Genomic DNA, 2,665 nt, shown 5'->3' with positions numbered 1-2,665 from the left:
GCGTTCCCGGTGCCGAGGTAGCCCTCGGCCGGCTCGGGGGTCTTCAGCAGCAGGCTCGCGTAGTCCTGGCCGTTGGTGCCCATGAACACACCGCCCCGGCCGCCCCGCAGCGACGCCGGGTCGATACCGGCGTCCTCCAGCGCCTCCCAGCACGTCTCCAGCAGCAACCGCTGCTGCGGATCCATCGCGGTGGCCTCACGCGGCGAGATACCGAAGAACCCCGCGTCGAAGGCGGCCGGGTCGGTGATGAAGGCGCCGTACCGGGTGTAGTCGGTTCCGTTGAGGCGCGGGTCCATGTCATACGCCTGCTCCCAGCCGCGGTCGGCCGGGAACCCGGTCACGGCGTCGGTGCCGGACGCCAGCAGCTCCCACAGCTCCTCGGGTGAGGCGACGCCACCGGGGAAGCGGCAGCCCATACCCACGATCACCACCGGATCGTCGGCCGACGGGCCCGCCCAGAGCGGGAGTTGGGCCGCCGCCTCCATGGTTCCGGACAGCTCGGCCCACAGGTGCTGCACCAGGGCGAGCGGGGTGGGGTGGTCGAACACCGTCGACGGGGGCAGCGCGAGGCCGGTCTCCGCGCCCAGACGGTTGCGGAACTGGACGGCGGTCAGCGAGTCGAATCCCAGTTCCTTGAAGGCACGCCCGGGTACGACCGTCTCCGCCGACGCGTGCCCCAGCACCACCGCCGCCTGATCCCGGACGATGCCGAGGAGCACTCCTCGCTGTTCGGACTCCGAGAGGAGGGCCAGCCGGGTGCGAAGTGGTCCGGCGGAGGCGGGGGTCTTGTCCCCTTGGCCGCTCCTGGCCAGGTCGGCGCCGGTCCGCGCCCGTATCCGCTCCGCCTCGATCTCGATCTCGTCGAAGAGGGTGCTGGGGCGGGTGCCGGTGAACAGCGGAAGGAAACGGTTCCAGTCGACGTCGGCGACGGTCAGCACGCCCTCGTCGGCCGCGATCACCCGCCCGAACTCCGTCAACGCCCGTGCAGGGTCCATCGGTTGGACCCCGGCCCGCCGCACCCGGCTCGCCACGGCCTCATCGGTGGCCATCCCGGAACCGGCCCACGGCCCCCACGCCACACACGAGCCGACCAGCCCGCGCGCCCGACGCTGCTCGACCAGCGCCTCCAACGCGGCGTTCGCCGCAGCGTAGTTGCCCTGTCCGTCTCCGCCCCAGGAGGCGGACGCGGAGGAGAACGCGGCGAACAGGGCGAGCGGCTCGGGAAGTTCGGCGGTCAGCTCGTCGAGATGCACCGCCGCGTCCACCTTGGCGGCCCAGACCCCGGCGAACCGCTCGGGCGTCAACGCCTCGACCACACCGTCGTCCAGCACCCCGGCCGTGTGCACGACACCGCGCAGCGGGAACTCGGCGGGAATCCCCGCCAGCACCTCGGCGAGCGCCGCACGGTCGGACACATCGCAGGCCACCACGGTGACGCGAGATCCCAACGCCGCCAGTTCCTCCGTGAGTTCACCCACTCCGGGCGAGCTCGGACCCCGTCGGCTCACGAGCAGCAGATGTTCCACACCTTCGCCCGCGAGCCAGCGCGCCACCTCGGTACCCAGACCGCCGGTGCCACCGGTGACCAGCACGGTTCCGTCCGCGCGCCAAGCCGACTCGGGCACGGTGACGGCCGGCGCCGCGACCAGACGGCGGGTGAAGACACCCGCCGCGCGTACGGCCAGTTGGTCCTCGGTTCCGGCCGCACCAGCGAGGATCCCGGCGAGCCGTCCGGCCGTGAGCGCGCCGTCGGCCTCCGACCTCTCCGCCGTGCCCGCTGTCGCCGCCGGGAGGTCCACCAGGCCGCCCCAGCGTTCGGGGTACTCCAGGGCCACCACCCGGCCCAGCCCCCACAGTCCGGCCTGTGCGACCGTGGCCGCCTCCTCGCCGGAGTCACCGACCGCGACCGCGCCCTGGGTCACGCACCACAGCCGGGCCTGGATCCCGGCGTCACCGAGTGCCTGTACGAGAGTCAGGGTGGCGGTCACAGCCGCGGGCACCCCGGTCGCCGTCCCGCCGTCGTTCGACACCGGCAGGGCTACGACGCCGACCACGTCCTCGGCCACCTCGCGCAGTCGCCCGGCCAGGGTGTTCCGGTCGGCGTCGGCACCCACCTCGACCGGCACGACCTCCGCGCCCGCCGCGTTCAGGGCCGCCAACACCGCGCGTGCGTCGGCCAGTTCAGCCGTACCCGCCGGAATCACGGCCAGCCACCGGCCCGACAGCCGCTCACCCGACCGGATTCGCGCCGGGCGCCACACGGCCCGGTATCGCCAGCCATCCGTTGCCGGTCGCCGATTCGGGCTGGCCAGCCAGTAACGCTCACGCTGGAAGGCGTAGGTGGGCAGGGGGACGGTCCGTGCCGAGTCCTCGGCACCCGGCAGGGTCTTCGTCCAGTCCACCGGGGTGCCATGGACGAACAGTTCGGCCAGCGCACGCAGCGCGGTCACTGTCTCGTCCTGCTCACGCCGCTGGAACGGCACCACGCACGCCTGATCGTCCAGGCACCGCACGGCCATCGGGCTCAGCGCGGCATCGGGTCCGACTTCGAGGAACGTGGACACGCCCTCCCTGGTGAGCCACTCCACCGCGTCAGCGAAGCGGACCGCTTCGCGGACCTGACGCACCCAGTACTCCGGCGTACCGAACTCCGCACCCGCCACAC

1 protein-coding gene is annotated in these 2,665 nt (G+C 72.9%); it reads right to left on the bottom strand.

All coding sequences use genetic code 11. The features are described from left to right. Positions 1-2,665: SDR family NAD(P)-dependent oxidoreductase (locus AOK08_RS39910; protein WP_157877008.1), on the bottom strand; the 2,665-nt coding region annotated here is incomplete at both ends.

Origin of the sequence: Streptomyces graminilatus (assembly GCF_001418565.1) — a bacterium.
Classification (GTDB): Bacteria; Actinomycetota; Actinomycetes; order Streptomycetales; family Streptomycetaceae; genus Streptomyces; species Streptomyces graminilatus.
The sequence above is the reverse complement of the archived record's forward strand: the minus strand, read 5'-3'. Positions and strand labels throughout refer to the sequence as shown.